The organism is Marinobacter salinisoli (assembly GCF_017301335.1).
GTDB lineage: Bacteria > Pseudomonadota > Gammaproteobacteria > Pseudomonadales > Oleiphilaceae > Marinobacter > Marinobacter salinisoli.
Map to the genome: position 1 here is coordinate 1,531,655 of NZ_CP071247.1, position 26,578 is coordinate 1,558,232.

Below are 26,578 nucleotides of genomic sequence, written 5' to 3' on the forward strand. Positions count from 1 at the left end.
GAAAACACCACAAGCCAGCTGGTAATTGAAGGTTTGCATTGCATGCGTCTTATCCGAGGTCTCGCCAACCTGACACAATTCGCCCGACAGGCGGACTCGCCACTGGCCGGTGGCTGTGTGGCCACCATTGGCAATTTTGATGGCGTTCATATCGGTCACCAGACGATCCTTCAGCAGGTAAAGGATAAGGCGGCCAGTCTGGGGTTGCCGTCTGTGGTGATGGTGTTTGAGCCGCAGCCGCGGGAGTTTTTCCAGGGCGACCAGGCACCTCCCCGTCTGATGTCTTTCCGCCAGAAGTTCGAGGCATTGACCGATGCCGGTGTGGACTACGTACTGTGTCTTAACTTCAATGGTCGTTTTCGCCGCCTGACCAGCCAGGCGTTTATCGACGAGGTGCTGGTCGATGGTTTGGCGGTTCGCCATCTGGTGGTGGGGGATGATTTCCGTTTTGGTTGCGACCGGACCGGCGATTTCATGCTGCTGCGGGAGACCGGCCGGCACAAGAACTTTACTGTCGAAAATACCCGCACGGTGACCCTTGAGGGTGAGCGGGTAAGCAGCACGCGAATTCGCGAGTGCCTGAACGTGAACCGTCTGGAAGAAGCGGAAACGCTGCTTGGGCACCCTTACCGGATTCGTGGCAAGGTGGTCTACGGACGCCAGTTGGGGCGTGAAATCGGCGCGCCGACGGCGAACATCCGGTTGAAGCGCATTGCGCCTCTGCAGGGGGTGTATGTGGTGAGCGCGACACTGGACGACGGTTCGGTATACGATGGCGTCGCCAACATTGGCCTGCGCCCCACGGTGGATGGCAAACAGCCAGCCCTTGAAGTGCACCTGTTCGACTTTACTGGCACACTTTATGGTCGCCAGATTGAGGTGGTTTTCCGGCACGGGCTGCGCGAAGAAATCCGCTTCGAATCCGTGGATGCGCTCAAACAACAGATTGCGCGGGATTTTGAAGCTGGCCGGGCCTGGCTTGCCGGACACGGTGCCGCGCGGACAGCGAACTGAATAACGCCGGCATCGCCGGCACCTTTGATGACCGATCGACATTGACCTGATAAGAGTACGCACAGAGACCATGAGCGACTACAAAGATACCCTGAATCTGCCGGAAACTGCGTTTCCCATGCGCGGTAACCTGGCCAAGCGCGAGCCCGAGATGCTCAAGCGCTGGCAGGACCTGGATGTCTACGGCAACCTGCGCAAGCAGCGGGAAGGTCGGGACAAGTTTATCCTTCACGATGGCCCTCCCTACGCCAACGGCAGTATTCATATCGGTCATGCGGTCAACAAGATTCTCAAGGACATGATCGTCAAATCCCGTGGTTTTATGGGCTTTGATGCGCCCTACGTGCCGGGTTGGGATTGCCACGGTCTGCCGATCGAGCACAAGGTGGAGCAGGAAATTGGCAAGGCGGGCGTGAAGGTGGACTACAAAACCTTCCGTCAGGCGTGCCGAGACTACGCAGCCAAGCAGGTTGAAGGTCAGAAAGCCGACTTTATCCGACTCGGCGTGATGGGTGAGTGGGACAAGCCCTATCTGACCATGGATCCGAAGGTTGAGGCGGGTATCGTTCGCGCCCTGGGTAAGATCGTGGCCAATGGTCACCTTGTTCGTGGTTACAAGCCGGTTTACTGGAGTGTCGTTGGTCAGTCTGCACTGGCAGAGGCCGAGGTGGAGTATCAGGATAAAACGTCGACCCAGATCGACGTGCGTTTCACCGCAGCAGATCAAGACAAGGCGCTGGCCTTATTCGGTACGGATAGAGGTGAGGGCAGTGTCTCCGTTGTGATCTGGACCACCACCCCCTGGACCATCCCGGCCAACCAGGCGGTGTCCCTGAACGCTGAACTTCAGTATGCCCTGGTGCAGACCGATGTTGGCCATGGCCCTGAGCGCCTGATTCTGGCCGCGGATATGGTCGACGGCATCATGAGCCGTTGGGACGTCGACAATTTCGAAGTGCTGGCCACCTGTGCCGGTGCTGATCTTGAAAAACTGGCCCTGCAGCATCCGTTCTACGACAAGCAGGTGCCAGTGATTCTGGGCGACCACGTTTCCACCGATGCCGGTACCGGTGCGGTTCATACCGCCCCCGATCATGGTCTGGAAGACTTTGAAGTGGGCAAGGCCTACGGCATCGATACGCTGAATCTGGTGCAGGCGGATGGTACCTACACCAGCGCCGCCGGTGAGCTTGCCGGCGTTCACGTCTACAAAGCCGATGAGCCGGTATGCGCCGCGCTGGCGCGTGAAGGGAAGCTGGTGCGTTCCGAGAAGTTCCGCCACAGCTACCCGCATTGCTGGCGGACCAAAACGCCGCTGATCTATCGGGCCACGCCTCAGTGGTTCATCAGCATGGACAAGAAATACCTGCGTGCCGACGCGCTCGAGGCCATTCAGGGCGTTCGCTGGGTTCCGGCCTGGGGCAAGAACCGTATTGAGGCCATGTTCGAGCAGTCTCCGGACTGGTGTATTTCCCGCCAGCGTACCTGGGGCGTTCCGATCACCTTGTTCGTTCACAAGGAGACGCAGGATTTGCATCCGGACACCGAGCGTCTGATCGAGCGCGTGGCCGAGAAGATCGAAACCGACGGCATTGACGTCTGGTATGACCTGGACGCCGCTACGCTGCTGGGTGATGACGCGGACCAGTACGAAAAAGTTACTGACACTCTGGATGTCTGGTTCGATTCCGGGGTCACTCACGATTCAGTCCTTCGGGCACGGCCGGAGCTGGGCCGGTTCCCTGCGGACATGTATCTGGAAGGCTCGGATCAGCACCGTGGCTGGTTCCAGTCGTCCCTGAAGACGTCCATTGCCATGAACGGCGTTGCGCCCTACAAGCAAGTGCTGACCCACGGCTTCACCGTAGACGGCAAGGGGCACAAAATGTCCAAGTCCCTGGGGAATGTCATTGCGCCCCAGGAAGTCATGAACGAGCTGGGTGCGGATATCCTGCGTTTGTGGGTTGCCGCGACCGACTACAGCGGTGAGATGACGGTGTCCAAGGACATCCTGCGGCAGACCGCCGACGGTTACCGTCGTATCCGTAATACCGCGCGCTTTTTGCTGAGTAACCTGACCGGCTTTGATCCGGAGCAGCACATGGTGGCGCCAAAAGAGATGATCGCGCTCGACCGCTGGATGGTGGATCGCACCCTGCAGTTGCAGAACGAATTGCAGGAAGATTACGAGAACTACGCGTTCCTGCGGATCTATCAGAAAGTGTACAACTTCTGTGAAGCTACTCTGGGTGGTTTCTACCTCGATATCATCAAGGATCGCCAGTACACAACACCGGCGGACAGCCTGGCGCGCCGCTCCTGTCAGACCGCGCTTTATCATGTCGCTGAAGCCATGGTGCGCTGGATTGCGCCGATTCTGAGCTTCACCGCCGATGAGATCTGGCAGCACCTGCCCGGCGAGCGCAGTGATACCGTGTTCTACGAGACCTGGTACGAGGGCTTGAAGGAGCTGCCCGATAATGCCGAGTTGGGCCGGGAGTACTGGCGCGAGATCTTCAACGTGAAGGAAGCGGTCAACAAGTGTCTGGAGGAGGCTCGGGGCCGGGGCGAAATCAAGGGTTCCCTGAGTGCCGAAGTCACCCTGTATTGCGAAGGCGACCTGGCCGCCAACCTGAAGCATCTGGGCTCCGAGCTGCGTTTCGTGCTGATTACCTCCGAGGCGACCGTCAAGCCGGCCTCCGAGGCGGGTGATGCAGAACTGACCGGTTACGAAGGCCTGAGAGTCGCAGTTGCCCCGGCTTCGCACGACAAGTGCGAGCGCTGCTGGCACCACCGCGAGGACGTGGGCCGCAATGCCAAATACAAGGATCTGTGTAGCCGCTGCGTGACCAACATTGAGGGGCCGGGTGAGGCTCGCTCGTTCGCCTGATGGATGCCGTAATGACTGAAGATCAGGTGACTGGAAACAAACTGAAGTGGCTGTGGCTGGCGGCGCTGGTGATTGTCGTGGATCTCGGCACCAAAGCGATGGCCTCGGCGATGCTGACCTACGCCACGCCGGTGCCGGTCTTTCCCATGTTCAATCTGACGCTGCTGCATAACACCGGCGCAGCGTTCAGTTTTCTGGCCCAGGCCGATGGCTGGCAGCGCTGGTTTTTTGTGGTTTTGGCGCTGGGTGTCAGCTGTGTGCTGGTGTACTGGCTGAAAGGCCTGAAACGTCACGAAACCTGGATGGCCGTCGCTATCGTACTCATCCTTGGTGGTGCACTGGGGAATGTGTATGACCGTGTGGTGCACGGTTATGTAGTCGACTTTCTGCATTTCTACTGGCGTGACTGGCATTTCCCGGCGTTTAACTTTGCCGACACCGCCATCACCATCGGCGCTGCCATGATGATTCTCGACATGTTTCGTAACTCCGACCGCGAAGACGGCGGGGATGCGCAAAGGAGCGAACAGTCGCAATGAAAGAGCTTCCTGTAGACAAGGGCACCCGGGTAAAACTGCATTTTTCCCTGCGTATGGATGACGGTGACGTCATTGACTCCACCTTTGACAAAGAGCCCGCCACGCTTGAGATCGGTGACGGCAATCTGCCGGAGAGCTTCGAGAGCCTGTTGATGAATATGACGGCCGGCGACCACGACACCTTCGAGGTGCCACCGGAGAAGGCGTTCGGCCAGCGTAATCCGAACAACCTGCAGACCTTCAAACGGCACGAGTTCAGTGCCGACATGGTGCTGGAACCGGGTGTGGTGATTTCCTTTGCCGACGCCAGCCAGAGCGAGCTGCCCGGTGTGGTGGTGCGCGTGGAAGGCGATGAGGTAGAAGTGGACTTCAATCATCCGCTGGCCGGGCGTACACTGACGTTCGAAGTCGAAATACTCGACGTCGAACCAGCGAAACCGACTCACTGAGTTCACATTCTCCCATCGATTATCAGCGGGATACCAGCATGCAGATTCGACTCGCCAATCCCCGTGGCTTTTGCGCCGGCGTTGATCGCGCCATCGAAATCGTCAACCGTGCCCTGGATGTGTTCGGCGCTCCCATCTACGTGCGTCACGAAGTGGTCCACAACAAATTCGTGGTCGATAACCTGCGCAATCGCGGGGCTATCTTCGTAGACGAGCTGCATGAGGTACCGGACGACACGCTGGTCATTTTCAGCGCCCACGGTGTATCCCAGGCTGTTCAGAATGAAGCCGCCCAGCGTGGATTGAAAGTGTTTGACGCGACCTGCCCGCTGGTCACCAAGGTGCACATGGAAGTCATGCGCTATAGTCGCGATGGCCGTGAATGTATCCTGATCGGTCACCATGGTCACCCCGAAGTTGAGGGCACCATGGGACAGTATGACCACAGCAATGGTGGCGACATTTACCTGGTGGAGAACGAGCAGGATGTGGCTACGCTGGAAGTGCGTGATCCCGGCCGCCTTGCTTACGTCACCCAGACCACCCTGTCGATGGACGACACCGCCCGGGTGATTGAAGCCCTGCGCGCCAAGTTCCCGGAGATTCAGGGGCCCCGCAAGGATGACATCTGCTACGCCACCCAGAACCGGCAGGACGCGGTCAAGCAGTTGGCGGGCGACTGCGACCTGATGCTGGTGGTTGGATCCCCCAACAGTTCCAACTCCAATCGACTCCGCGAACTCGCAGAGCGCATGGGCACGCCGGCTCACCTGATCGACGACGCCTCTCAGATTGATCCGGCCTGGCTGGACGGCAAAACCTCAATTGGCGTGACCGCCGGCGCTTCCGCCCCGGAAGTGCTGGTGAATGACGTCGTTCACCGCCTTCGCGAGCTCGGTGGTGAAGCGCCCGAGGAAGTGTCTGGCCGCGAGGAGAATATCGTGTTCTCGATGCCGAAAGAGTTGCGAATCGACGTGGTTGAACTGTCCTGATTGCTCAAACTGTCGGTGGGAGGACTGAAGGTCCCCCCCCTCCCCGTGCCACTGGAAATGAATTTTCTCATTCGAAAGATCGTGAAGCCGATCTCAAAATTATAGTGTTTCCATCCGCTTATCCCACCTGAGCGACCGCTCGTCTGACGGCTGTGGAGTCGATTTGTCCAGCGCTTTAGGTTAACGCTAGGTCATTTTGGAAGTCTCCCCATGTCTTATATGAAAAGAACTCTCGGGTTCACTCTCGTCGAGCTCATGATTACGATGGCCATCGTAGCTATTGTCGCGTCAATCACGGTGCCGTCGTTCAGCTCTATGGTTGCCAACAGCCGTTTGGCCAGCGCCTCCAATGATATTGTCGGGCTGCTCAACTATGCCAGAAACGAAGCGGTGAAAACGGGCCGTATCGTTGTTGTTAGCCCTGCCGATGGCTCTGACTGGGCCAACGGAGTCAGTGTATGGGTGGATGCTGACGCTGATACCGAAATGGACTCGTCGGAAGTGCTGCGCCAAACAACGTCTGCGCCCGGTGACGTCTCTATCTCTTCAACATCCAATTTCGGTTTTTCCGGTGCGGGGCTTTTAAGAGCTTCTGCGGCCGTGACGATTGATGTGTGCGACTCTCGGGCTGGTGAGCAAGGAAGTAGCATCGCCGTAACATTGGGTGGACGGATTCGGGCAGAGGAAAAGACATGCAGTTAAGGCAGATTGACGTCAACTCTGAGAGTGGCTTCACCATGATTGAAGTATTGGTTGCGATGATTATTTTGGCCATTGGCTTGCTCGGCGTCGCGGGCGTGCAGGCGCTTTCCCTCAAGCAAACCAATAACTCAGCATTACGCTCACTTGTGACCATGCACGCTTACGACTTGTCTGAAATTATGCGGTCGGAAATTGAGGAAGTGACCGTGTTTGATAAAAACAAGGCGGCTACCTGCACCGGTTGCGACAGCAGGCTCGCGGCTTGGCACAACCGACTGGTGAACAGTATCCCAAGTGCGGAATCTACTGTGGACGTCACTGAGGGGGCAAACAGTACCGTTGCGGAAATAACGGTTGATTGGACGGAAAGGGATTTAGGGAATGATGCCGTAGCCCAAAGTTACACGCTTTTCGTGAGGCTGAGATGATGTTGAGCTTCAAGAGGCAGCAGGGCCTCTCGATTGTTGAGTTGATGGTCGCCATGACCCTGGGGCTGATTCTGACTGCTGGTCTTGCGCAGATTTTTGTAAGTAACTCGAAATCCTTTACCGTTACTGAAGCTAGCATGCGTCTGCAGGAAACGGCTCGCATGACGACCGAGTTTCTGAACCGTTCTGTCCGCAATGCTGACTACTGGGGTTGCATTCCCCGGGATAACGTAGCGAATAAGCTCGATGAAAATCACCCTGCATACCAAGCGTCCGAGGCGTTGTTTAGCTACAGCGAAGGGTTCATGGCGTATCAAAGCGATGGCACAGCGCTGGGTTTATCGGGTACAGATGCACTGTTCCTTAGAGGAGTGGGTGGTGCTGGTGGCATTGAGATTACCGAAGAAATGCCAAACTCGTCCGCGAATCTCAAGGTCAATACCGTCAATGGTCTTGAGGAGTCCGATATTCTGCTGATCAGCGATTGTATTGCTGGGGATATTTTTCAAGTGACGGGGCTACAAAGTGGTGCAAATCCGGGTATCAACCACAACACCGGTGGCTCCGTAGTGCCTGGTAACGGAAAGCCGCGAGAGGGCGTCGATGTTGTTGTTGATAACAATTGCCCGGGTGGGGCAGTGAACTGTCTTTCGAAGCAATACGATAGCGCGGCTCAAATTTTCACCCCTTATTTTTATCAGTTCTATTTGGCGGCTGATGCGAGCGGGCGCCGCGCCCTTTTCCGCAAAGATGGAAGTGATGCCGCTCAGGAAATCATGGATGGTGTCTGGGACCTGCAGATTCGAGTGGGCATCGATTCAGGGCTGTCTAACGGAAAGGTTACGCAATGGACAAACATCGACGGGCTTAACGCGCTGACTTCTTCAGCCGCAGAAGATGTGGTCGCGGTCGAAATGTCCCTTCTGGCTCGCTCCCCTGAAAACAATATTGTCGATGAGCCGATGGAGCTTTGTTATCCGTCCTGGGCTGATTGCTCAGCGGGTCCTAACTATGATGTTGAGACAAAAGTTGGCGCGGACTCGCGTCACCTTTATCGGGTCTACACAACCACCGCTACCATTAGAAACCGGATTTTGAGGGTTGAACAACAATGATGGCGAGTACCGCAATAACGAAAAAACGTCAACAAGGTGCGGCTTTGCTCACCAGTTTGTTGATTCTTCTAATTCTGAGTTTGCTTGCTGTTTCCAGCATGCAGAACAGTAGTATGCAAGAGCGGATGGTGTCAGCCCACCGGGAAGGTTATATGGCGATGGAGGGGGCAGAACTTGCCTTGCGAGAGGCGGAGAGAGCCATTGATGCTCTGGCCAGTCCGTCCGGCTTTAACGCCATTGATGGCTTTTACGATATTGGCGATGCCCCCCGTGGTGTGGAAATTTTTGACCCCGATGAGTGGGCGGGAAATAAATCCGTCACTGTCACAGTCCCAACGGTTGGTGGTGCCCCGTTATTCCCCGAGTCCCCGCGTTACATCGTGGAATACATCGGAGATGCTCAGCTCAGTATTGGTGGTGCTTTCTCCGATATAAATGTGACCAATTATACCCATGAGACTGGCGCTTCGGTGGCCAAGGCGTTTCGCATTATTGCAAAGGGCACAGGCGCTACAGGTGCGGGTCAACGAATTCTAGAAGAATACTATCGGCGCGACTTTTAAGTCCTGGCAGGAGCGAGTGTGATGAAAGAGTGGTACCAAAGAGCATGTCATGTTCTGGCTGGGCTTTTTATATGTTTGCCAGCTGCCAGTTACGCGGAAGTTCCGTTCGGGGATGTTCCGATTTTTGTGTCCGGATCGGTTAAGCCCAACCTGGTTTACGCGGTGGACGACTCGGGTTCGATGGATTTTGAGATCGTAAGCGAACTGTATGACGGTGTTCCCGTTTGTAATGCCCTCGGTCTTGATTGTAAAACCAAAAAATATCGATATCTGTTTAATGTCGGAGAAAAGTCAGACAGCAATATTGGCGGCTGGCTTGGCAATACAGGTCAAGCTGAAGGACAAGTTCCCTTTGTACCGGCTTACTATTACCTTCGATCATCAGATTACAACGCCGCTTATTACAACCCTGACTCTACTTATAATCCCTGGCCAGACTCCACTACGCTGACCTTTTCCAATGCTTCCGCGCAGGCTGCCAAATACGAGCCCACTTCAGCATCGAGCAAAACACTCGATCTGACGACCAACACAACGGATTCAGATAACAATTCGTTTTATCCAGCAACGTACTTTGAAAAAACTGATACCGGCACCTATACACGAAACGGCGCCGCGTATAGCTGCTCGGATAACGTTACGGGTGTCTACGAGGCGTGGTTGACCTCACTCGCCAACTCTTCGAGTACTTTTAGTTTTGGGGATGGTGTTGACGGCTTTGGTCCTGACGATAGTTGCCTCAAAAAGACTGAACTTTCGGCGGGAACACCGGAAATGCAGAATTTTGCAAACTGGTTTTCCTACTATCGTCGTTTGCATCATACAACCCGGGCGGCGATTGCTGAATCTCTGGATGGGCTTTACGGAATCCGTGTAGGGACATTCTGGATCCATAATCTTCGGGATATTCCGATGGAGGATCTGGATACCGAAAAGAAGGACTTCCTTGAGGATACTTACAAGCGGTTTGGCAGCACGTACTCCGGGGGTGGGACTCCCCTTCGGGCTACGTTGAATCACGCGGGTAATCAGTTCGATACTAACGCTAATCTGATTACTGCCGAGTGCCAGAAAAATTTCACGCTCCTATTTACCGATGGTTTTAACGACAGCGCTGTCTCGGGCATTGGCAATGCGGACGGAGAGTCAGGTTCCCCCTACGCGGACACGGCTTCCAATACTTTGGCCGACGTTGCCATGAAGTATTACAGCACCCGACTGCGCGCCACCAAGTACGACGCGGGCAAGGTTCGTTTGCCTGAAGGGTGTTACAAGCAGCCTGGCGATCCAGGATATGATCCTCTGGTAGAAAAGCGAGTTGAGTCAACCGACGCGTCTTATGACGCGAGCGTCGACTGCAACAGCAACCTCCATATGAATACCTACACTGTGGGGTTTGGTGCGGCTGGTGAAGAGTTCGTTGGTAATGGGTATTCCAGTGTCCAGGACGTTTATGACACTCCTCCTGACTGGAGTAAGCTCGAACAGGTTACAGACTGGGATGAAGATCAGGTTGATGATCTTCTGCATGCCGCCGTCAACGGGCGTGGAGAGTTTTACAACGCATCCAACGTAGACGAACTGCGGAAGTCAATTACGGCCGCGATTCAGGATATTATCCGTTCGACTGGCAGTGCGACTAACGTCACTTTTAATACGGCCACTTTGGAGCAGGGCAGCGAAGTTTACACGGCGTCGTTCAGCGCCGCGGACTGGTCTGGTTCTATTGCCGCGCGGAGCCTGGATTCCACAAACGGGGCGATTGGCGCCAAACTCTGGGATGCAGCGGAAACGTTGAAAACACAGGCTACGTCTGAGCGGTTCATCGTAACTAATAACAACGGAGGGGTCCTGTTTCAGTGGGGTAACTTGTCTTCGGCTCAGATCGATGACCTCAACGGCACAAGTGACGATAACTTAGGGCAGGACCGCCTGGCCTATATTCGCGGTGACCAAACGAAAGAAACCACGCTATTCCGCAAGCGGTCGACGCCGCTTGGCGATGTCATTAATTCCTCGCCGGTCTTTGTTGGTAAGCCTGCCAGTGGCTGGCCGGATCGAGATCCTTTCGGTGTGAATACTGCTCAAGGACGGTATTCATACTTCAAACAGAATAAAACGAATCGCACACAGGTTGTATACGCTGGAGCCAACGATGGCATGCTTCACGGATTCAACGCGGATACCGGTGCAGAGGTGATGGCCTACATTCCGAGCTTTGCATTCTCAAGTGAGGAAAAACAGGGGCTTCACTATCTTACGGATCCGGCCTACAAGCATCGTCATTATGTGGACTTGTCGCCCACCGTAGCCGATGTATATATCGGTAGCGCGACTGGGAGCGGCGCCGGATGGAAAACCATTCTGCTAGGGGGGATGCGGTCAGGCGGCCGAGGCATTTTTGCCCTTGATGTGACCAATCCGGCACGCTTTGACAGGACTTCAACGGCTGCTGCGAATCTGGTGATGTGGGAGTTTTCCCATCCGGACCTTGGTTACATCACTGAGCCCCCGTTAATTACAATGGTTAAGTGGGCAAATAACGATTATCGCTGGAGTGCAGTATTCTCTAACGGTTATAACAGTGATAACGGCAAATCAGGATTGTTCGTTCTGGATATCCAAGGCGGTCAGAACGGCTGGATCGAAGGCACGGATTATGTGTTTATAGAATTGGATGCGGACGGAGAAGGCCTGTCGCCGGCCCGCATCGTCGATTACAAAGATGAGTCTGACAACATGGTGACCGATGGTGTGGCTGACCGTGTCTACGCCGGGGACCTCGACGGAAACCTTTGGGCTATTGATTTGACAGACGGAAAGTCATCTTGGGCTAGTGCTTACAGCTCAGGTAAAGGGGCAAGTGCGGTCGCGGCTCCTCTGTTTGTTGCGACAGATAGTGATGGGAACCGGCAGCCTATAACAGTCGCTCCGATCATGAGTCGAAATGCCTTCAATACCCAGGGGGACGAACCTAATCTCCTCGTGTTTTTGGGGACCGGTCGATACATCAGCCCGACTGATCCTGCCAGTAAAGCCGTGCAGAGTTTTTACGGGATTTGGGATACCGGTACAACGGTGGCTCGATCGCAGTTGGCTACACGGTCCATTACTCAGACAGACTTCTCGTGGACCGACGCGGAAGGGAATGACAGGGCGCGCGCAGTCCGAAATGTTGGGGGGGATTCTATCGATTGGACCGACACCTCCGAGACTGCGAAAAAGGGCTGGCTGGTTGATTTTGATATCACTACAGAGGCTGGTGAGCGAGTCGCGACAAACCTGATGGTACGGGATGGCCATGTCGTGTTTAATACCATCGTTCCGACTTCCAATGCCTGTGACTTCGGTGGTCAAAGCTGGATCATGGTTCTCAAGTTTGATGGGATTACACCCGATACCGAAGTCCTTGACGCCAACAAAGACGGCAAGGTCGATTCAGACGACCCGGTTATCGCAGGTATGAAGCTGGGAACCCTTGTCCTTGGCAAAAACATGTTGGGTGACAACCTATACCTGCAGGGTTCAAAGGGCGATCTCAGCCAAGTTAAGACCAACCTTGGTAATGGAAAGAAGCTCGGACGCTCCGGCTGGAGAGAAGTTTTTGAAGAATAATCAATAAAGGTATGAGTGCCATGGCAATACGTAATAAAAACGTGATGGGCCAGTCTGGTTTTACGCTGATTGAGCTGATGATCGTGGTTGCGATCATCGGGATCATTGCTGCAGTTGCCTACCCAAGTTATCTCGACCACGTCAAAAATGCCCGGAGGGCAGATGTACAGGGCGATCTGGTATCCTTTGCGAACGCAATGGAACGATATTACACCCAAAATAACAGCTACATCGGTGCAGATGGAGGCACGGCAGCGATCACCACAACGTTGACCGCGCCGGATTCCTCGGTTTACCACAGTACGTCACCTCGTGATGGAACTGCGGTGTACAACCTGCGAATTTATAATTTGACCGCTAACAGTTTCCAGTTGCGCGCAGTGCCTATTGCAGGTGGGCCACAGGCTGGGGATGGGTTGATTGAGTTGCGCTCAAATGGCATCAGGGGATGGGACCAGGATAATTCCGGTGCGATAGGTACCGGAGAAGATACCTGGTCCAAATGATACTCGTTTAGCTACATGTAATCGGCAAGCCATTAGCTCCGTTCGGGATGCCATCTCCGTCGGTATCTGGAGAGATTAATGGCCTTCCGCCCATATTAATTCTGATTTGCGAAGCGTATCTGGTGTCCCCGTCTGACGGGCACCAGACGATATTACCGATGGCTTCTTTCGCGAGCCCGGTTGGCCGAAAACGGAAGTAGTTTCTGATTCCGGTATTTCCCTGTAATGAGCCTGAGGCTGGGAGAGCCAGAATTCGGATGATCTGGTCTGTATCTGAAATGGTTTTGGTGCGAAGAGGATCTCTGAATACAACCAAGGGCTCGGTCCAATCTGACCCGCACTTGTTGTTGGCCGTTATCGGGCATAGGGTCACTGAGACTCTCTCTGTTATAGCCGTGTTTCGGGCTAGGTTAATGAGGGCGATCAGCTCACTCACTGAGGAATGTTGTCGGCCTTTTTTAACCAAGCGTTCCATTGAGGGAAGCGCGTAGACTGTGATAATGGCCAAAATAGCCAGCGTTAATACAAGCTCGACGAGCGTGAAGCCCGCAGAAAAGTTAGGGTGTTTCATCCTTGAAACTCCGTTTGACATACATGAGGTTTTACGGCGCTTCCTGCGCTACCGCGGATATTAGCGTAGTAGCGGGCTGATCAGCTAGTCCGGCGGCCGGCGAATCGTTGACTCAACGCGTTTTCCGATTACTCCATGCCCAGTTTTTTCAGCCGATAGCGCAGCGCCCGAAAGGTGATTCCCAGCTTCTTGGCAGCCGCCGTTTTGTTCCATCGCGTTGCTTCCAGGGCCTTTTCGATGGTCTGGCGTTCGATCGTTTCCAGGTATCCTTCGAGGTCAATGTCGCCTTCGGGGATGGTCATATCTGCTGCCAGCGGCTGGCGCTCGCCGGGCGTCAATCCCGGAACCGGGGGTTGCTTGCCGTTGCCCAGTTGCAGGTCGCCGGCGTCAATGGTGTCGTCGTCACACAGGGTGAACGCGCGTTCCAGTGCGTTTTCCAGTTCACGCACGTTGCCGGGAAAGGCATAGCCTTGCAGGCGCTCCAGCGCTGCTGCGGTGAGTCGGGCAGCTGAGCACTCGTATTCGCGCGCGATGCGGTTCAGGATGTGGTTGGCCAGCAGTGGGATATCGTCGCTGCGTTCACGCAGAGGCGGCACGGCCAGTTCAATGACGTTAATTCGGTAGAACAGGTCCTGTCTGAACAGACCTTCCTGCACCAGTTCGGCCAGGTTCTTGTGGGTAGCACTCAGCACACGGATATCGACCGGAACTTCTTTGGTTTCGCCCACCGGGCGCACGGCTTTTTCCTGAATGGCCCGCAACAGCTTCACCTGCATAGCGAGCGGCAGATCCGCCACTTCGTCGAGGAACAGCGTACCGCCGTTGGCTGAGCGGAACAGGCCGTCTTTGTTCTCCACCGCGCCGGTGAAACTGCCTTTTTTGTGGCCGAAGAACTCGCTTTCCATCAGTTCCGAGGGGATGGCGCCGCAGTTTACCGCGATGAAGGGGCCATCGCTTCGAGGGCCCTGCAGATGAATGGTGCGGGCGACCAGTTCTTTACCGCTGCCGGATTCACCGCTGATGAACACCGGAGCCTGACTTCGTGCGAGCTTTCGGGTCTGGCTTCGGAGTTTGCGAATGTGGGCAGAGTTACCCAGGATCAGCCCCGGATCGCCTTCCGTCGCGGGTTGTTCCGGATGCGGGGAGGCGAGCTTCAATGCACTGTTAACCAGTTCACGCAGCCGGGGCAGTTCCACCGGCTTCGAGACGAAATCGAAGGCGCCAGCCTTGAGGGATTCAATGGCCGTGTCCATGCTGCCGTAGGCGGTTATCACTGCAACGGGTGTGGCCGGCGCCTGTTCCTGTATCCACTGAACCAGCTCTATGCCATTGCCATCCGGCAGGTTCATGTCCGTCAGGCACAGATCAAAGGTCTGATGTTTCAGCGCCGCGTAGGCCTGTGACAGGTCTGCTGCCGTCGTCACCTCGATACCCATTCGCGTAAGGGTAATTTCCAGCAGATCCCGGATGTCCGGTTCGTCATCAATAATCAGTGCGGACGGGGGCGTGGTCATTGTTTTGGTGTTGGTTCCTGGTCGAAATTCAGACGCAATCATTTCCAAGTCTACCGTTAAATCAGGCGGCCGGGGTGGGCAAACGTGATGCGAAAACAGCAGCCAGGCTGGCCATCATCCAGCAGGGATAAATGGGCCTGATTAGACTCGCACAGTTCCCGTGCCAGATAAAGCCCAAGGCCGGTTCCGCTCTTGTCGGTGGTGAAGAACGGCTCGAAGATCGAACTGCGGTGCACGTCCGGGATGCCGGGCCCTTCGTCGCGGACATCCACATAGCTTCGTTCGCCATCTGCCGTGGTGCCGGCGTGGATGCGAACGGAATAGTGGCCGGTCTGCTGGTGGCTGTATCGCAGCCCGTTGTCGCACAGGTTGATCATTACCTGCTCAAACTGGCTTTTGTCGAAACGCGCCGGTGGAAGGTTAGTGTCGAAGGTCAGCGTTACCGAAGCGGCCGCGCGTTCGCCTTCCTGAGTTTGTTGATAGTCGGAGACAAATTCCGGTAGCCAGTTCGGGAGATCGATCTGGTCGGTCTGGGCGACCTGTCGTCGGGACAGGTCGAGGACGTTCTCGATAATGCCGTTCACCCGCCGTGAATGTCGGCGGATGATGTCGAGCATACGATGGTCACCTTGCGAAAGCATGGGTGATTCTTCGAGTAACTGGGCTGCGTGGCTGATAGCACCGAGCGGGTTGCGGATCTCGTGGGCGATGCCGGCGGTCAGGCGGCCCAGTGACGCCAGCTTCATCTGCTGGGCCTGCTGAGTCACTTTCCCCATATCTTCAACAAACACCAGAATATGGTCCTGACTGCTGACGTCCAGTTGCGTGAAGTTGGCCTGGAGGAGCGGAGACGTTGGGAACGGTTGAAAGGGCTCAATCCGTTGCCCGGGGTCGTGCATCCAGGCCTCAAAGCCTTGCTTCAGCGCAGGGGGCAGGGCTCGGTCAGGCTCTTGGGGCCGGTTGGTGCTGAACGGCGCACCAAACAGCAGCTCTTCTGCGGCCGCGTTTGCCAGGCGAATATGGCCAGAGCGGTCGAGCACCAGAATCCCCGTGCGCATGCGCTGGATAATCTGTTGGTTGATCTGTTCCAGTTCTGCCAGGCTTCTGGCCCGGCTGGTGGCCAGCGCCTCGCTGCGCATCATGCGCCGTGAAATATACTGCAGCGAAAACGCGGCGGCGAAGTACAGAATGCCCAGCGAGCCGGCGCGGACCAGGTCATCGACCGAGGCATTGAGCACCAGCATGGCCCAGACTGAAATGCCCAGCGAGCAGAGCGCTGCGAGCGCGGCATAGAAGGTGCCCACCCGGCTGGGCGTCAGGATGTTTCCGGCGGCGACCGAAATGATCACCAGGTTGGCCAGACCGTTGGTGATGCCCGTGCTGGTGAACAGCAGCCAGTGGATGACCAGAATGTCGAGCAGAATGGACAGAATGATGTGTCTGCGGCTCGGCTGCATACCTGCCAGAATAATCAGCGCAATGAACGCGTTCAGCGCCAGGTAGCCGGCTGCTCCCGTCAGGTAATAATCAAGAAGCCGGAACCGGGTCTCGAAGCTGGACGGATCAATCAGCAGCAGTGCCAGCAGCATGATGCTGACCACAAGGCGGTAGTGGTTGTAGATGCGGAACAGTTTGATCTGCTGGGGCATTGCCGGTTGTATAAGCCCGGGGACGTTCTGGGACGGTTTATCAACTGCCATCGGGTTGGAAGTCCGCTGTTTGTTGGAAGAAATCCTCGCTCTCGCGGGGTTATAATAGCCTTTTAGTGGCAATGAGTTACAGGAGCCGATTTATGTCCACGTCCGGGACCCGAAAACCTTCACCGACAGCCCCCGGAAAGCTGCGGGTGGTGATGGCACAGCAGGACTTTCTGGTGGGGGATATCCCCGGTAATGCGGGCCTGGTGATTGACACAGTCCGCCGTGCAGAGAGTGAGCACCAGGCCGACATCGTGGTGTTCCCGGAATTATGTCTGACGGGCTATCCGCCCGAGGATCTTTTGCTGCGTCCAAGCCTGGATGTTCGCATTCGAGAGGCGCTTGAGCGCATTCAGGCGGCAGGCTTGGGGCCGGCGATCGTGCTTGGCGCCCCGGTCCGGGAGGGAGCGCTGCTCTATAACGCGGCGCTGGTAATTGAAGGCGGCGCAATCACCGGGCGTTATTTCAAGCGTTTTCCGCCCAATTACCAGGTCTTTGATGAAAAGCGCTACTTCGCCGATGGTCGCGATGTGGTTGTGATGGATATTCGCGGTGTGCCTATTGGCATCACCGTCTGCGAAGATATCTGGCGTGAGGGCCCGGTAGAGGACGCCGCGGCTTCCGGTGCCCGGTTGATTCTAAACATCAATGCCTCGCCTTTCGATGTCGACAAGCAGGAGCGCCGTCAGGCTTTGCTGGAACGCAAGGCGCGGGAAAACATGGTGAGCATTGTTTACCTGAACCTGGTGGGCGGCCAGGATGAGCTGGTGTTTGACGGCGGCTCCATGGTGTACGACCACTCCGGCGCGCTGGCGGTTGAAGCGCCGCAATTTGCCGAGGGACTGTTCCCGGTTGATTTCTTGTTCGAGCATCACTGCCAGCCTATCTCGCAACCGCTTCCGGAGGCGCAGAGTCTGGAGGCCAAGGTCTACAGTGCCTTGGTGATGGGCGTCAGGGATTACGTCAACAAAAACGGATTCAAGTCCGTAGTGCTTGGGTTGTCCGGAGGAATCGATTCCGCGGTCACTCTGGCGGTTGCCGTTGATGCCCTGGGTAAAGAGCGTGTGCGGGCCGTGATGATGCCCTTCCGATATACCTCCAGCATGAGCCTGGAAGATGCCGAGGCCGAGGCCAAGGCACTGGATGTGCGCTACGATGTATTCTCCATCGAGCCCATGTACGATGCCTTTATGGCCGCCCTCGAGCAACCGTTCGAAGGCACTCGGCCGGATACCACGGAAGAAAACCTGCAGGCCCGGCTTCGCGGCGTGTTGTTGATGTCGTTGTCGAACAAGTTCGGCTCGCTGGTGCTCACCACCGGCAACAAGAGTGAAATGGCGGTGGGGTATTCCACGCTCTACGGCGATATGGCCGGAGGTTTTGACGTGCTCAAGGATGTGCCCAAGACCCTCGTGTTCCAGTTAGCCCGCTACCGCAACACCGTGTCTGCGGTGATTCCGGAGCGGGTCATTACCCGCCCGCCATCGGCGGAGCTGGCACCCGACCAGAAAGATGAGGACAGCCTGCCGGGCTATGACGTGCTGGACCAGATTCTGAACCGGTATGTCGAGCGGGACTGCAGCGCCGATGCGATTGTCGCCGAGGGCTTTGATCGAGCGGATGTGGAGCGGGTGATACGGCTGGTGGATGTGAATGAGTACAAGCGCCGGCAGGCGCCTATCGGGGTGCGGATTACCGAGCGGGGGTTCGGCAAGGATCGCCGCTATCCCATCACCAATGGCTGGAAGAGCGGCAAGTAAATCGAAGCCGGGCGACGACTCAGTCGTCGCCGATCAGTCCAAAGGTCACCACATTCGACAGCGAACGGCTTTCCGCGTTTAGCAGGTTGGCTTGGAATTCGCCCCGCTGGTTGAAAGCGTTGCTGTCCGGGAAATTCTTCTTCAGCAGCGCCACCGCATCCTGTGAATCCTTGGGCAACTCCAGCGCCCGGAAGGTTTCGGCCATGATGACCAGCGCCTCTTCAACCGATGGCGTTGTCGGGAAGTTTTCCACGACATACCGGGCACGATTGTTCGCCGCTACGTAAGCATTCCGCTTGACGTAATAACGCGCCGCGAAGATCTCCAGTTCAGCCATCCGGTTGCGGATGGCGACCATCCGCTGCCGGGCATCGGCCACGTATTCGCTCTCGGGGTAGCGGTTGAGCAGTTCCGAAAAATCACGGAAGGCCTGGCGCTGTTCGCCCGGGTCGCGGGCGCCGACATCCACCGGGAAATAACGCGCGGCCAGGCCAATGTCGAGATTGTAGGACGCCAGCCCGCGCATGTAGAGCGCGTAATCCGCGTGATCGCTCTGAGGGTTCAGGCGCAGGAAACGATCCGCGGCAGCCCGGGAACCCTCCAGATCCAGGTTCTGGTAGCGGGCGAAGATCAGATCGAGCTGCGCCTGCTCGGCGTAACGGCCGAACGGGTAGTAGGTCTCCAGCGCGTTCAGATTTTCCTCTGCCTCGTTGAAATTGCCCGAGTTCATCGCTTCACGGGCGTTTTCGTAGTACGTCTTTTCCGGCAGCACTTCTTCCTGTTGGTTGGAAGCGCAGGCACTGACCAGAATCACCATGGTGGCCAGTAGCAGTGAACGGACAACTGATCTCATGCCGGAATCCCGTATAATGTTGATAAGTTCAAAAGAGACGTCATTGTAGCGGGGATGTCGCCGGATGTGCAGAGTGTGCATTCCTTTTGAAACAATCTTCCGAAAACCACATCGGCCCTGGGGGCTCAATGTCATCTGAAAACCGAATAACTGCCAGTTTTGTGGTGCCACCGGAACTGAGCGACCGTCGCCTGGACCAGGCCGCAGCCGAACTCATGCCCGAGCACTCACGGTCCCGGCTGCAAAACTGGATCAAGAGCGGTGCGCTGACCGTCAATGGCCAGACCCGTAAGCCGCGAGACAAGGTCATGCTTGATGACCACATCGAACTGGATGCCGAGCCGGAAGTGCAGGTCAGCTGGGAGGCCGAGGACATCACCCTCGACATCGTGTACGAGGACGAGCACCTGCTGGTGATCAATAAACCGGCCGGCCTGGTGGTTCATCCCGCCGCCGGGCATGCCGCCGGAACCCTGGTGAACGCATTGCTGAACTATGCGCCGGAAGTGGAAAACCTGCCCCGCGCAGGCATTGTGCACAGGCTCGATAAAGATACTTCGGGGATCATGGTGGCGGCGCGCAGTCTGGTGGCCCACACCTCGCTGGTGGATCAGCTGCAAACGCGTACCATGGGCCGGGAGTATGATGCCGTCGTGGTGGGGGCTCTGACCGGAGGCGCCACCGTGGATGCGCCCATCGGCCGCCACCCACGCGAACGTAAAAAAATGGCGGTGGTGGCCTCCGGCAAACCGGCGGTGACGCATTACCGTCTGGCCGAACGCTTTGCCGCCCATACCCATGTGCGGTGCAAGCTCGAAAGTGGTCGAACCCATCAGATTCGTGTCCACATGGCGCACGTGAAACACCCCCTGGTGGGCGATCCTCTCTATGGCGGTCGCCTGCGTTTGCCAAAAGGCACCACTGAGGAGTTGAGGGAAGCTCTGGCGGCCTTCAACCGACAGGCCTTGCATGCCCGGCAGCTCACCCTGGAGCATCCGGAAACCGGCGAAATCCTGTCCTGGGAGGTGCCCATGCCAGAGGATATGCAGGTGTTGCTTAAGGCTCTGCGCAAGCACGTTGAAGACTTGGCCAATGATGCCTACTGAGCTTCCCTTGGTCGTTCCTGACTGGCCGGCCCCCTCCCGGGTGCGGGCCTTCAGCACGACCCGCGACGGGGGTATGAGTCGGCCGCCCTGGCAGTCGCTCAATCTTGCCTTGCACGTGGGCGATGCGCCTTCTGACGTTGAGCACAACCGTCAGCGCCTGGCATCGGCCCTGGGGGTGGATGCCCCAGCGATTGGTTGGCTGAATCAGGTGCACGGCACCGATGTGGTTGAGCTGCCCTGCAAGGGAGTGGCGCCATCCGCCGACGCCTCGATGACTTCGGTACCCGGGGCAGTGTGTGCCATTATGACGGCAGACTGCCTGCCGGTGTTGTTCTGTGATCGCCGTGGCACACAGGTGGCCGCCGCTCATGCCGGGTGGCGGGGCCTGTGTGATGGTGTTCTGGATCAGGTGGTTGGCCGATTTCAGGCTTCACCCGATGAGCTTATGGCCTGGCTGGGGCCGGCTATCGGGCCTGACCGGTTCGAAGTCGGCCCGGAAGTCCGCGATGCCTTTCTGGCTACAAATCCTCTCGCTGACGTGGCTTTCCATCCCAGTGCTGCCCGGCCTGGCCATTTCATGGCGGACCTTTACCAGCTGGCCCGGATCCGGTTGACCAGCCTGGGAGTCGAATCAATACATGGCGCGCCCTGCTGCACTGTTTCCGATCCTGCCCGGTTTTATTCCTATCGAAGAGACGGCCAGACCGGCCGCATGGCCAGCCTGATCTGGCTCGCCTGATAAAAAGCCGCTCGCCAAGAGTATGATGTCGATCAATTTTTCAGCAGCCTGATCCGGTGCCTGCTTGAAGTCGCTCCGCTCGCCCCTACATTTAATTTCAAAGCAAGCCGGTGTTGCTGGCGCATGGTACCAGCACCCAGGCAACTGAATTGGGGATAGAAGTCTATGAGAATTGACAAGTTGACCAGCCGCTTACAGACGGCGTTAGCCGACGCCCAGTCCCTCGCGGTGGGCAAGGACCACAACTTTATCGAGCCGTTGCATTTGATGCAGGCGTTACTGGATCAGGAAGGCAGCTCCATCAAGCCGCTGCTGAAACAAGCGGGTTGTGAGCCCGGCCGTGTCCGTCAGGCCGTGGCCCGGGAGCTTGAAAATTTACCGGAGGTCAAGGGATCTGCCGGCGACGTCGCGATGTCGAACGACATGGGGCGTTTGTTCAATATTGCAGACAAGCTGGCCCAGAAGCGCAAGGATCAGTTCATCTCGAGCGAACTGATGCTGCTGGCGGCGCTGGATGATCGGGGTACGCTCGGTCGGGTGCTGAAGGAGCAGGGGCTGGATAAGGCTGCTCTGGAAAAGGCCATCGACGAGGTGCGTGGCGGCGAGTCGGTGAGCGATCCCGGTGCGGAGGAAAGCCGGCAGGCGTTGTCGAAGTACACCATTGATCTCACCGAACGGGCCGAATCCGGCAAACTTGACCCGGTGATTGGTCGGGACGATGAAATTCGTCGGACCATTCAGGTGCTTCAGCGTCGTCGCAAGAACAACCCGGTCCTGATCGGCGAACCCGGTGTCGGGAAGACCGCGATCGTTGAAGGGCTGGCGCAGCGCATCGTGAATGGCGAGGTGCCGGAAGGCCTGAAAGATAAAAAGGTCCTGTCGCTGGACATGGGGTCCCTGATTGCCGGGGCGAAATTCCGCGGTGAGTTTGAAGAGCGCCTGAAGGCGGTATTGAACGAGCTGGCCAAGCAGGAAGGTCAGATCATCCTGTTCATCGACGAAATCCACACCATGGTCGGTGCCGGTAAAGCCGAAGGCTCCATGGATGCGGGCAATATGCTCAAGCCGGCACTGGCACGGGGTGAACTGCACTGTGTGGGCGCCACCACGCTGGATGAGTACCGCGAGAACATAGAGAAGGATGCGGCCCTGGAGCGTCGTTTCCAGAAGGTGCTGGTGAGTGAGCCGAACGAGGAAGACACCATTGCCATCCTCCGAGGCTTGAAAGAGCGCTATGAAGTCCACCACGGGGTGGAAGTGACTGACGGTGCCATTATTGCTGCCGCCAAACTGTCCCACCGCTACATCGCCGATCGGCAGTTGCCCGATAAGGCCATCGACCTGGTAGACGAAGCGGCCAGTCAGATCCGGATGGAAATGGACTCCAAGCCGGAAGCGCTGGATCGGCTCGAGCGTCGACTGATTCAGCTCAAGATCGAGCGTGAAGCGCTGAAGAAGGAGACCGATGCAGCCTCCAAGAAACGCCTTGATGAACTGTCGGGCGTGATCGCTGGTACCGAGCGAGAATACGCAGACTTGGAGGAGATCTGGAACACCGAAAAGGCCGCGCTGCACGGCTCCCAGAAGATCAAGAGTCAGTTGGAGCAGGCCCGGATAGATCTGGAGAACGCCCGCCGCTCGGGTGATCTTGGCCGCATGTCAGAGCTGCAGTATGGCCAGATTCCGGAGCTGGAGCGTCAGTTGGATATGGCCAGCCAGGCAGAAATGATGGAAATGAAGCTGCTGCGTAATCGGGTTACCGATGAGGAAATCGCGGAAATCGTTTCCAAGTGGACCGGCATTCCCGTGTCCAAGATGCTGGAAGGTGAGCGGGACAAGTTGATGCGGATGGAAGAAGCGCTGCATGAGCGGGTCATCGGCCAGGATGAAGCCGTAGAAGCGGTTGCCAATGCGGTGCGCCGGTCGCGCGCGGGGCTGTCCGATCCGAACCGGCCGAACGGCTCGTTTCTGTTCCTTGGCCCGACTGGTGTGGGTAAAACCGAGCTGTGCAAATCTCTGGCCTCATTCTTGTTCGACACGGAAGAAGCCATGGTTCGGATCGATATGTCCGAATTCATGGAGAAGCACTCGGTGGCCCGCCTGATCGGTGCTCCCCCGGGCTATGTCGGCTACGAGGAGGGGGGGTACCTGACGGAGGCCGTGCGTCGTCGGCCTTACTCGGTGTTGCTGCTGGACGAAGTGGAGAAGGCTCATCCGGATGTCTTCAATATTCTGTTGCAGGTGCTGGAAGACGGCCGCCTGACCGATGGTCAGGGCCGCACCGTGGACTTCCGGAATACGGTGATCGTCATGACCTCCAACCTGGGCTCGGACATCATTCAGCTAAAGGCGGGTGAGGAAAACTACGAGTCAATGAAGAACGCGGTGATGGAAGTGGTCGGAACGCACTTTCGTCCGGAATTTATCAACCGGGTTGATGAAGTGGTGGTCTTCCATCCGCTGGCGGAAAACCAGATTCAGGGTATCGCCCGGATTCAGATCGAATCGCTGAGCAAGCGCTTGAAGGAGCAGGATATTGCTTTGGAACTGGACGATGCGGCGATGGAGTTTCTGGCCGAGGTCGGGTACGACCCGGTGTACGGCGCGCGTCCTTTGAAGCGTGCCATTCAGCGGCTGATCGAGAACCCGCTGGCCCAGCAATTGCTGCAGGGCGCGTTTGTGTCCGGTGATACGATTCGCGGCACCGTCAAGGATCACGCTCTGGAGTTCGTAAAAGCGTAAAAGCGTAAAAGCGTAAAACGTAAGCGGGGTATCCGATTCGGATGCCCCGCTTTACTTACTCAACCGCCTGTTAATTGGCCGCTGTCGCCTGTGCCGGGCCACAATTCTCGTTGGCGACCTGCTGGAACTTCTGGCGCTGTTCGGCAATCTCTTCCGGTGACAGGTAGCGACGCTCACCATCTTCTTCGACATGAACTCGGGCGTTGCTGTCAATCACCTTCAGGTTGGTACGCGCCGTTTCGCAGTTCGCGACACGTTGTTTCTCACGCGCTTCCATTTCCGCGCGCTCCCGGGCGGTGAGGGATTCCTTTTCCTTTTCTTTCTCCATCTCCGTCAGCCGCTCCTGCGGACTGGCCTTCTTGCTGGCAGCGCTGGCGGGAACCCCGGCGCGGACATTCAGGCGTTCCGCTGACTTGCCGGTGGGCTGCCGGTCCCCGAAGTGCGTTACCCCATTTTCATCAGTCCACTTGTAAACTGATGCGCTCATTGAAATGCCCGGTGCAATGGCCAGCAGGGTCGCCAGCGTCAGAATCTTTTTGTTCATGGGTACATCCACTCGGTGGTTACTGCTCCCGGTTCAGGTTTGAAGCTGAAAGGCCGGGTCCTGTTCTGCAATTTCTGATTGCTATCATGCCATTCACGACGTCGGATTTCTTTAATCTGTTTCAAAACTCTGTTCTGGTTTTGTTTCTGTGTGTGGCCGGGCTATCGTTTTCCCGGCCAATCAAAGCTAACTGACCTATTGACAGGGAGTTTCCCGCTGTCAGAATTACCGTTTGCCTGAGGACTGGGGTCAATACGGCAGGCAATCCCGAGCAAGTATCCCCCATCACACACCACACCGAACGCTCTGCGCTTGATGTCGCAGGGTGGTTGTTGCTGACATGCAACCCGTTGATTGGTCGTTCTCCGCAACCCTCAGGAGGGCGGCTGGCCAGGAGACAACCTCTGATCAGGGTGTGGAGGAGCATTCGGTTCCGCTTTCACAAGAAGCAAGGAAACCGTGAATCCAGGCAGCCGGGCAGGAGTCCGGATCATTCACAATTAGAAGAGGGTAGAAAACTGTGGAGTTATTGTCTGGCGCCGATATGTTGATCCGTTCGTTGCAGGACGAAGGCATTGAATACGTATACGGCTATCCGGGTGGTGCGGCACTTCATATCTATGATGCGCTGTTCAGGCAGGACAAGGTCAAACACATCCTGGTGCGGCATGAGCAGTCGGCGGTTCATATGGCGGACGGCTATGCTCGGGCAACCGGCAAGCCAGGAACCGTTCTGGTTACCTCCGGCCCTGGAGCCACCAACACTATTACCGGTATCGCGACAGCGTTCATGGACTCCATCCCCATGGTGGTCCTGTGTGGTCAGGTGGCATCCACTTTGATCGGTGAAGACGCTTTCCAGGAAACCGATATGATCGGTGTCTCTCGTCCGGTGGTGAAACACAACCTCAGCGTGCGTCATCCTGAAGAGATTCCGGAAGTGATCCGCAAGGCCTACTACATTGCGGCAACCGGCCGTCCTGGCCCTGTTGTTGTGGACATCCCCAAGGATATGACCACGCCCAACGAGCGTTATGAATACGCTTATCCCAAAAAGGTTAAGCTGCGTTCGTACAACCCGGCCATTCGTGGCCATGCAGGCCAGATCAAGAAGGCCGTGGACATGCTGCTGGCGGCGCGCCGGCCGATCATCTACGCCGGTGGTGGCGTGATTCTGGGCAAGGCATCCGATCAGCTGACTGAGCTGGTTCGCATGCTCGGATACCCGATCACCAATACCCTGATGGGCATTGGCTGTTATCCGGCCAGCGACAAACAGCACCTGGGCTGGCTCGGTATGCACGGCACGTACGAGGCCAACATGGCGATGCACCATTCCGATCTTATCCTGGCGGTCGGTGCACGCTTTGATGACCGGGTGACCAATGCCACCGAGAAGTTCTGTCCCGGTGCCCGCATCATTCATGTCGATATTGATCCGGCGTCGATTTCCAAGACCGTAGAAGCGGACGTGCCCATTGTGGGGCCGGTTGATGCGGTTCTGAAGGAAATGCTGTCGCTGGTGAAAGAAGCCAAGCAGAAGCCCGATGCGGACGCGTTGGCTGCCTGGTGGAAGCAGATTGGTGAATGGCGTGCCTTCCACGGCATGCGTTACGAAACCAGTGACGATGTCATCAAGCCGCAAGAGGTGATCGAAACCCTGCACAGGCTCACCAACGGTGAGGCGTTCGTCACCTCCGATGTTGGCCAGCATCAGATGTTCGCGGCGCAGTACTACAAGTTCGACAAGCCTAACCGCTGGATCAACTCCGGTGGCCTGGGCACCATGGGCTTTGGCCTGCCAGCGGCCATGGGGGTCAAGCTGACTCACCCGGACGACGAGGTTTTGTGCATCACCGGTGAAGGCAGTATCCAGATGAACATTCAGGAGCTGTCCACCTGCAAGCAGTACAATCTCCCGGTGAAGATCATCAACCTCAATAACCAGGCCCTGGGTATGGTGAAGCAGTGGCAGGACATGAATTACGAGTCCCGCCATTCGCAGTCCTATATGGAATCCCTGCCGGATTTCATCAAGTTGGCAGAGGCCTACGGGCACAAGGGCGTGCGGATTGATAGCAAGGCTGATCTGGAGTCGAAGCTGAAGGAAGTGTTGGCCATGAAGGACGACCTGGTGTTCGTGGACATCTACGTAGACCGGTTTGAACACGTCTACCCGATGCAGGTAGCGCGCGGCTCGATGAAAGACATGTGGCTCAGCAAGACGGAGAGGGTGTGA

General features: G+C 56.8%; 21 protein-coding genes. 16 read left to right on the forward strand and 5 right to left on the reverse strand.

The features are described 5' to 3' along the window. The first annotated feature begins 42 nt into the window (after window positions 1-42). The 11 genes from ribF (at window position 43) to LPB19_RS07000 (ending at window position 12,813) form a co-directional block, all read left to right on the forward strand. Window positions 43-1,014, forward strand: coding sequence for a bifunctional riboflavin kinase/FAD synthetase (gene ribF / locus LPB19_RS06950; protein WP_206645346.1), 972 nt, complete (start codon window positions 43-45; stop codon window positions 1,012-1,014). 70 nt (window positions 1,015-1,084) lie between these two features. Next, window positions 1,085-3,904: an isoleucine--tRNA ligase gene (gene ileS, locus LPB19_RS06955; protein WP_206645347.1), complete on the forward strand. Its 2,820-nt coding sequence runs from the start codon at window positions 1,085-1,087 to the stop codon at window positions 3,902-3,904. Beyond that, window positions 3,904-4,443: a signal peptidase II gene (gene lspA, locus LPB19_RS06960; RefSeq protein WP_206645348.1), complete on the forward strand. Its 540-nt coding sequence runs from the start codon at window positions 3,904-3,906 to the stop codon at window positions 4,441-4,443. The genes ileS and lspA overlap by 1 nt, the downstream gene beginning before the upstream one ends. Further along, a complete protein-coding gene (gene fkpB / locus LPB19_RS06965) occupies window positions 4,440-4,892 on the forward strand; it encodes an FKBP-type peptidyl-prolyl cis-trans isomerase (protein ID WP_206645349.1) in 453 nt (150 codons plus the stop codon). The genes lspA and fkpB overlap by 4 nt, the downstream gene beginning before the upstream one ends. A 38-nt stretch (window positions 4,893-4,930) precedes the next feature. Further along, window positions 4,931-5,884: a 4-hydroxy-3-methylbut-2-enyl diphosphate reductase gene (ispH, locus tag LPB19_RS06970; RefSeq protein ID WP_206645350.1), complete on the forward strand. Its 954-nt coding sequence runs from the start codon at window positions 4,931-4,933 to the stop codon at window positions 5,882-5,884. Window positions 5,885-6,094: 210 nt separating this feature from the next. Next, the gene (locus tag LPB19_RS06975) at window positions 6,095-6,586 is read left to right on the forward strand and encodes a GspH/FimT family pseudopilin (RefSeq protein ID WP_206645351.1); all 492 of its coding nucleotides are present in this window, start codon (window positions 6,095-6,097) and stop codon (window positions 6,584-6,586) included. After that, window positions 6,577-7,014: a type IV pilus modification protein PilV gene (gene pilV / locus LPB19_RS06980; protein ID WP_206645352.1), complete on the forward strand. Its 438-nt coding sequence runs from the start codon at window positions 6,577-6,579 to the stop codon at window positions 7,012-7,014. The genes LPB19_RS06975 and pilV overlap by 10 nt, the downstream gene beginning before the upstream one ends. Continuing rightward, window positions 7,011-8,129: a PilW family protein gene (locus LPB19_RS06985; protein ID WP_206645353.1), complete on the forward strand. Its 1,119-nt coding sequence runs from the start codon at window positions 7,011-7,013 to the stop codon at window positions 8,127-8,129. Before pilV ends, LPB19_RS06985 begins: the two co-directional genes overlap by 4 nt. After that, window positions 8,126-8,692 carry a pilus assembly PilX family protein gene (locus LPB19_RS06990; RefSeq protein ID WP_206645354.1) on the forward strand — a complete coding sequence of 189 codons (567 nt, stop codon included), beginning with the start codon at window positions 8,126-8,128 and terminating at the stop codon, window positions 8,690-8,692. Before LPB19_RS06985 ends, LPB19_RS06990 begins: the two co-directional genes overlap by 4 nt. Before the next feature lie 21 nt (window positions 8,693-8,713). After that, window positions 8,714-12,307, forward strand: a complete 3,594-nt coding sequence (locus LPB19_RS06995; RefSeq protein ID WP_206645355.1) for a pilus assembly protein — start codon at window positions 8,714-8,716, stop codon at window positions 12,305-12,307. 20 nt (window positions 12,308-12,327) lie between these two features. Further along, complete coding sequence (locus LPB19_RS07000) at window positions 12,328-12,813, forward strand: type IV pilin protein (RefSeq protein WP_323127908.1); 486 nt, start codon at window positions 12,328-12,330, stop codon at window positions 12,811-12,813. Between the two features lie 7 nt (window positions 12,814-12,820). Here LPB19_RS07000 and LPB19_RS17195 read toward each other — a convergent pair whose 3' ends face one another. From LPB19_RS17195 to LPB19_RS07015, 3 genes are all read right to left on the reverse strand, one after another. Then, a complete protein-coding gene (locus LPB19_RS17195) occupies window positions 12,821-13,405 on the reverse strand; it encodes a GspH/FimT family pseudopilin (protein WP_407943942.1) in 585 nt (194 codons plus the stop codon). A gap of 107 nt (window positions 13,406-13,512) precedes the next feature. After that, window positions 13,513-14,898 (reverse strand): sigma-54-dependent transcriptional regulator, encoded by a 1,386-nt coding sequence (locus LPB19_RS07010; RefSeq protein WP_206645357.1) that lies wholly within the window; start codon window positions 14,896-14,898, stop codon window positions 13,513-13,515. A gap of 56 nt (window positions 14,899-14,954) precedes the next feature. After that, the gene (locus tag LPB19_RS07015; protein ID WP_206645358.1) at window positions 14,955-16,598 is read right to left on the reverse strand and encodes a sensor histidine kinase; all 1,644 of its coding nucleotides are present in this window, start codon (window positions 16,596-16,598) and stop codon (window positions 14,955-14,957) included. Window positions 16,599-16,690: 92 nt separating this feature from the next. Between LPB19_RS07015 and LPB19_RS07020 the strand changes: the two genes are divergently transcribed. Beyond that, on the forward strand, window positions 16,691-18,355 hold the full coding sequence (locus tag LPB19_RS07020; protein WP_206645359.1) for an NAD+ synthase: 1,665 nt from the start codon (window positions 16,691-16,693) through the stop codon (window positions 18,353-18,355). A 19-nt stretch (window positions 18,356-18,374) separates the two neighbouring features. Here LPB19_RS07020 and LPB19_RS07025 read toward each other — a convergent pair whose 3' ends face one another. Continuing rightward, a complete protein-coding gene (locus LPB19_RS07025; protein ID WP_206645360.1) occupies window positions 18,375-19,208 on the reverse strand; it encodes an outer membrane protein assembly factor BamD in 834 nt (277 codons plus the stop codon). A gap of 128 nt (window positions 19,209-19,336) precedes the next feature. On the opposite strand from LPB19_RS07025, the gene rluD reads away from it, so the two are divergent. From rluD to clpB, 3 genes are all read left to right on the forward strand, one after another. Continuing rightward, the gene (gene rluD, locus LPB19_RS07030) at window positions 19,337-20,314 is read left to right on the forward strand and encodes a 23S rRNA pseudouridine(1911/1915/1917) synthase RluD (RefSeq protein ID WP_206645361.1); all 978 of its coding nucleotides are present in this window, start codon (window positions 19,337-19,339) and stop codon (window positions 20,312-20,314) included. Next, a complete protein-coding gene (gene pgeF / locus LPB19_RS07035; protein ID WP_323127909.1) occupies window positions 20,301-21,053 on the forward strand; it encodes a peptidoglycan editing factor PgeF in 753 nt (250 codons plus the stop codon). The genes rluD and pgeF overlap by 14 nt, the downstream gene beginning before the upstream one ends. Window positions 21,054-21,218: 165 nt before the next feature. Next, the gene (gene clpB / locus LPB19_RS07040) at window positions 21,219-23,795 is read left to right on the forward strand and encodes an ATP-dependent chaperone ClpB (RefSeq protein ID WP_206645362.1); all 2,577 of its coding nucleotides are present in this window, start codon (window positions 21,219-21,221) and stop codon (window positions 23,793-23,795) included. A 70-nt stretch (window positions 23,796-23,865) separates the two neighbouring features. On the opposite strand, the gene LPB19_RS07045 is transcribed toward clpB, so the two are convergent. Then, entirely contained in the window at window positions 23,866-24,339 is a 474-nt protein-coding gene (locus LPB19_RS07045; protein ID WP_206645363.1) for a DUF4124 domain-containing protein, read from the reverse strand. A 520-nt stretch (window positions 24,340-24,859) separates the two neighbouring features. On the opposite strand from LPB19_RS07045, the gene LPB19_RS07050 reads away from it, so the two are divergent. Continuing rightward, window positions 24,860-26,578 (forward strand): acetolactate synthase 3 large subunit, encoded by a 1,719-nt coding sequence (locus LPB19_RS07050; RefSeq protein ID WP_206645364.1) that lies wholly within the window; start codon window positions 24,860-24,862, stop codon window positions 26,576-26,578.

Excerpts from the sequence above, each read along its gene's own strand:
- LPB19_RS07015 (WP_206645358.1), bottom strand. The coding sequence starts at position 16,598 with ATGGCAGTTGATAAACCGTCCCAGAACGTCCCCGGGCTTATACAACCG.
- LPB19_RS06985 (WP_206645353.1), top strand. The coding sequence starts at position 7,011 with ATGATGTTGAGCTTCAAGAGGCAGCAGGGCCTCTCGATTGTTGAGTTG.
- ispH (WP_206645350.1), top strand. The coding sequence starts at position 4,931 with ATGCAGATTCGACTCGCCAATCCCCGTGGCTTTTGCGCCGGCGTTGAT.
- fkpB (WP_206645349.1), top strand. The coding sequence starts at position 4,440 with ATGAAAGAGCTTCCTGTAGACAAGGGCACCCGGGTAAAACTGCATTTT.
- pilV (WP_206645352.1), top strand. The coding sequence starts at position 6,577 with ATGCAGTTAAGGCAGATTGACGTCAACTCTGAGAGTGGCTTCACCATG.
- lspA (WP_206645348.1), top strand. The coding sequence starts at position 3,904 with ATGGATGCCGTAATGACTGAAGATCAGGTGACTGGAAACAAACTGAAG.
- LPB19_RS06975 (WP_206645351.1), top strand. The coding sequence starts at position 6,095 with ATGTCTTATATGAAAAGAACTCTCGGGTTCACTCTCGTCGAGCTCATG.
- pgeF (WP_323127909.1), top strand. The coding sequence starts at position 20,301 with ATGATGCCTACTGAGCTTCCCTTGGTCGTTCCTGACTGGCCGGCCCCC.
- LPB19_RS07000 (WP_323127908.1), top strand. The coding sequence starts at position 12,328 with ATGGCAATACGTAATAAAAACGTGATGGGCCAGTCTGGTTTTACGCTG.
- LPB19_RS06990 (WP_206645354.1), top strand. The coding sequence starts at position 8,126 with ATGATGGCGAGTACCGCAATAACGAAAAAACGTCAACAAGGTGCGGCT.
- ileS (WP_206645347.1), top strand. The coding sequence starts at position 1,085 with ATGAGCGACTACAAAGATACCCTGAATCTGCCGGAAACTGCGTTTCCC.
- LPB19_RS07045 (WP_206645363.1), bottom strand. The coding sequence starts at position 24,339 with ATGAACAAAAAGATTCTGACGCTGGCGACCCTGCTGGCCATTGCACCG.
- rluD (WP_206645361.1), top strand. The coding sequence starts at position 19,337 with ATGTCATCTGAAAACCGAATAACTGCCAGTTTTGTGGTGCCACCGGAA.
- ribF (WP_206645346.1), top strand. The coding sequence starts at position 43 with ATGCGTCTTATCCGAGGTCTCGCCAACCTGACACAATTCGCCCGACAG.
- LPB19_RS07010 (WP_206645357.1), bottom strand. The coding sequence starts at position 14,898 with ATGACCACGCCCCCGTCCGCACTGATTATTGATGACGAACCGGACATC.
- clpB (WP_206645362.1), top strand. The coding sequence starts at position 21,219 with ATGAGAATTGACAAGTTGACCAGCCGCTTACAGACGGCGTTAGCCGAC.
- LPB19_RS17195 (WP_407943942.1), bottom strand. The coding sequence starts at position 13,405 with ATGTCAAACGGAGTTTCAAGGATGAAACACCCTAACTTTTCTGCGGGC.
- LPB19_RS07025 (WP_206645360.1), bottom strand. The coding sequence starts at position 19,208 with ATGAGATCAGTTGTCCGTTCACTGCTACTGGCCACCATGGTGATTCTG.
- LPB19_RS06995 (WP_206645355.1), top strand. The coding sequence starts at position 8,714 with ATGAAAGAGTGGTACCAAAGAGCATGTCATGTTCTGGCTGGGCTTTTT.
- LPB19_RS07020 (WP_206645359.1), top strand. The coding sequence starts at position 16,691 with ATGTCCACGTCCGGGACCCGAAAACCTTCACCGACAGCCCCCGGAAAG.